The 3,512-nt window shown below is 46.0% G+C and carries 3 protein-coding genes; 2 read left to right on the top strand and 1 reads right to left on the bottom strand.

Annotated elements, in window-relative coordinates; translation table 11 throughout:
* Positions 1 to 34: 34 nt before the first annotated feature.
* Positions 35 to 604, bottom strand: coding sequence for a hypothetical protein (locus tag LC574_RS31735; protein WP_229457540.1), 570 nt, complete (start codon positions 602 to 604; stop codon positions 35 to 37).
* Between the two features lie 1,011 nt (positions 605 to 1,615).
* Between LC574_RS31735 and aroF the strand changes: the two genes are divergently transcribed.
* Together aroF and LC574_RS31745 are read left to right on the top strand one after the other, a co-directional pair.
* Positions 1,616 to 2,488 carry a 3-deoxy-7-phosphoheptulonate synthase gene (aroF, locus tag LC574_RS31740; protein WP_229457541.1) on the top strand — a complete coding sequence of 291 codons (873 nt, stop codon included), beginning with the start codon at positions 1,616 to 1,618 and terminating at the stop codon, positions 2,486 to 2,488.
* A gap of 236 nt (positions 2,489 to 2,724) precedes the next feature.
* Complete coding sequence (locus LC574_RS31745; RefSeq protein ID WP_229457542.1) at positions 2,725 to 3,081, top strand: hypothetical protein; 357 nt, start codon at positions 2,725 to 2,727, stop codon at positions 3,079 to 3,081.
* Positions 3,082 to 3,512: the final 431 nt, after the last annotated feature.

Below are 3,512 nucleotides of genomic sequence, written 5' to 3' on the forward strand. Positions count from 1 at the left end.
CCCACATTTACTCCAGAACTTAATGTTTCCCAAATCACCTTCTCCTCTGCCTAATTTTTAAATACCTACCCTTGAAAGCCCTGCTCCCCTGCCTCCCCTGCTCCCCACTCCCCACTCCCCACTCCCCGTTTCTCCATCGAGCGATCGCTCTCAAATATACTGCAACTGGAATCTGATAAATTTCAATCACAATCCAAACAATAATTGATAAATGTGATAAGAAAGTTAATATCGTCCAAATATATGGCGTCCAGGTAATGGGTTCTTTGAGATTAGCAGGAAAATAGTAAGCTACTATGCCAATTAGAGTAGTGGGAAGAATTACAAAAACTGCTGCTGCTAGTCCATAACCCCAACCTAATTCCACACCTTCTAACTGTGCTTCTGTCCAATTAAACCCATTCCAACGCCAAATTAAGGGTGGTTGTCTAGAAGGCATCTTGATTTGCTCTAGTTCTAAGTTGACTGTAAAAATCTCTTGGCAAAAGTCACAAGCCATAGCTTCCATCAATGGCATGTGAGAAATCTTACCTATCCGACAGACTGGGCAGGGGTAAACTCCATAATAGTCGAAAGATTGGGCTAAGATTTTGGAACTGGGCATAATCAAACTGAATGATCCTAAGATAAACAAGCAGGGGGGCAGGGGGCAAGGGGGAGATTAACAATTCAAAACTTGTACTGAGCGTAGCCGAAGTATTCAAAACTTGTACTGAGCGTAGCCGAAGTATTCAAACATTTTAGACATTTCAGACGGAAACTTCGCGTAGCCGAAGTACGGGGATTTAAACCCCGACTGAAACTGCTGCTACATATAATAAATGTAGGGGTTTTAAACCCTTGAACTTACGATAAAAAATTACCTCTTTCCCCTCTGCTCCCGTTCGGCTACGCCCTTCTCTACGAGAGGCTGCGCCAACGACTACGCTCAGGACAAGCTCACGGCAAGCCTGCTCCCTTGCCTCTTAATTCACTCCCACATTTTTACTGAGTCTATCGCTTTTTTATGGTTTGTGGGGTCTTGACACCGCTTAGTGTTCCTGTTAATGTTACTTTACAGGTATATTTATTAAGTTTTCCAGCAAAAGCCCCGCAAATGCTTCAGACAAATTCCTACTTTTATTTTTGGTTTAGGGTGGTTCACCGGGAGTGAATCGAGTTTCCTAACGGAAACCGCCCGGTGAACCGCAGAGCGAACTCTGCGGTTTTTGTTGTTTTAAGGAGAATTTCATCGTCATGACTTATTTCAGTAGCTGGTTTTATGGCTTTTACTTTTGGCCCAGACTAAATTCCGGGTAAATAGCGTCATGTCGATGATTCAGAACGCGCCCGGAACTCTTCAAAGGTTCCGGGCTTTTTTGTTGTTAGTGGGGAGTGGGGAGTGGGGAGTGGGGAGTGGGGAGTGGGGAGTGGGGAGGCAGGGGGAGATGAGGGAGATGAGGGAGATGAGGGAGATGAGGGAGATGAGGGAGATAAGGAAGTGAGGGAGAAGAATTAATAATCAATGCCCAATGCCCAATGCCCAATGCCCAATGCCCAATGCCCAATGCCCAATGCCCAATGCCCAATGCCCAATGCCCAATACTTAATACTTAATTTTTAGGAGAATGAAACCATGATTAACGCCAAACTTGCTGCACAATCTCATCCAAACCACCAGACAATGGTTAAAATTTCCGAAAAAGTCGCTTTTGGGGGCGAAGAACTAGTAATTATCGGCGGCCCCTGCACTGTTGAAAGCTTAGAACAAATGGAGATAGTCGCCCAAAAGCTATCTACTGCATCCGTTCAAGGGTTGCGTGGCGGTGTCTACAAACCCCGCACATCTCCCTACGCTTTCCAGGGTATGGGAGAAGAAGGATTGGAGATTTTGGCAAGGGTGCGATCGCATTACAATATGCCAGTTGTCACCGAAGTTATGTCAATTTCTCAAATTCAAGTAGTCGCCGCCCATGCTGATATGCTTCAAGTTGGTAGCCGCAATATGCAAAACTTCGATTTGCTCAAAGCTTTGGGACAAGCTGGTAAACCAATACTGCTCAAGCGTGGGTTAGCAGCGACAATTGAAGAATTCGTTATGGCTGCTGAATATATCCTCAGCCACGGCAATCCTGATGTGGTGTTGTGCGAAAGAGGTATCCGCAGTTTCGATGATTACACCCGCAACGTTCTAGATTTAGGGGCAGTGGCAGCACTCAAGCAAATAACTCACTTGCCTGTGATTGTAGATCCTTCTCATGCCGTTGGGAAACGGGAGTTGGTAGCACCTGTGGCTAGGGCTGCGATCGCTTGCGGTGCTGATGGATTAATTATTGAATGTCACCCAGAACCAGAAAAATCTGTTTCTGATGCCCGTCAAGCACTTTCTTTAGAAGATATGGTGCATTTAGTTGATAGTTTAAAGCCTGTAGCAACAGCCGTTGGGCGCAGTATATCAGAAGCGATCGGGGCGGGTTTGAAACCTGCCCCGATTTTTTGTGCTGCTTAAATTTAGTCATTTGTCATTAGTCATTTGTCATTAGTCATTTGTCATTAGTCATTTGTCATTAGTCATTTGTCATTGGTACTAATGACTTCGATTTTTGCATGGCTTTTTATGAAAACGAGCGATCGCGGGAGGCTGTCGCAAAGACAAGCGATGTTTTTCTAGCCGTAGGATAAGTCAAAATATTTATTTTGGCTGAAAGATAAACTGCGATCGCTTTTACAAATACCTCCAGCCATTTGATACTCGTAGCTATCCTCAAGGCAGAAGTTGCTACAGGGAAGGCGGAAGCTGCTACAGACTGCGCGAAACACCGAAACGTGAAGGCAGAAGTTGCTACAGGGAAGGCGGAAGTTGCTACAGACTGCGCGAAACACCGAAACGTGAAGACGGAAGCTGCTACAGGGAAGGCGGAAGCTGCTACAGACTGCGCGAAACACCGAAACGTGAAGGCGGAAGCTGCTACAGGGAAGACGGAAGCTGCTACAGACTGCGCGAAACACCGAAACGTGAAGGCAGAAGTTGCTACAGGGAAGACGGAAGCTGCTACAGACTGCGCGAAACACCGAAACGTGAAGGCAGAAGTTAATTTTTAATTAGTAATACCATTTCTTCATGAGGCTGCGCCAAAGCTATGCTTTGTCTCCTCTCCCCGCTTGCAGGGAGGGGATTAAGGGGCAATACAGTTCAGTTAAGTCTCAGAAACCTAACCCCCCTAGCCCCCATTCCCTTGTAGGGAAGGGGGGTTTCAAAGCCTCTCTCCGCTTGCCTAACGGCAGGCTGACGCCAACGGGGAGAGGAATGGAAGCGGGGTTTCCAGTATACTTTGCGACTTTTCAAACAACCTCTTAGAACATCAGGATTAAAGTCCTTACTACGAACTTGCTCATCCATCAGTTTCAGGACTTACGCAACTGGCACAGGCGCTCGCGTCGAAAGAGCTAGACCAAAAACATGGGAAGGACAGGACGTTTCAATTGTTGAATGAGATAATTTGAGAGTAATCCGTACTTTAATTGATAAATAG

The sequence above is a fragment of the Nostoc sp. CHAB 5715 genome, assembly GCF_020829685.1.
GTDB lineage: Bacteria > Cyanobacteriota > Cyanobacteriia > Cyanobacteriales > Nostocaceae > Nostoc.

Excerpts from the sequence above, each read along its gene's own strand:
- LC574_RS31735 (WP_229457540.1), bottom strand. The coding sequence starts at position 604 with ATGCCCAGTTCCAAAATCTTAGCCCAATCTTTCGACTATTATGGAGTT.
- aroF (WP_229457541.1), top strand. The coding sequence starts at position 1,616 with ATGATTAACGCCAAACTTGCTGCACAATCTCATCCAAACCACCAGACA.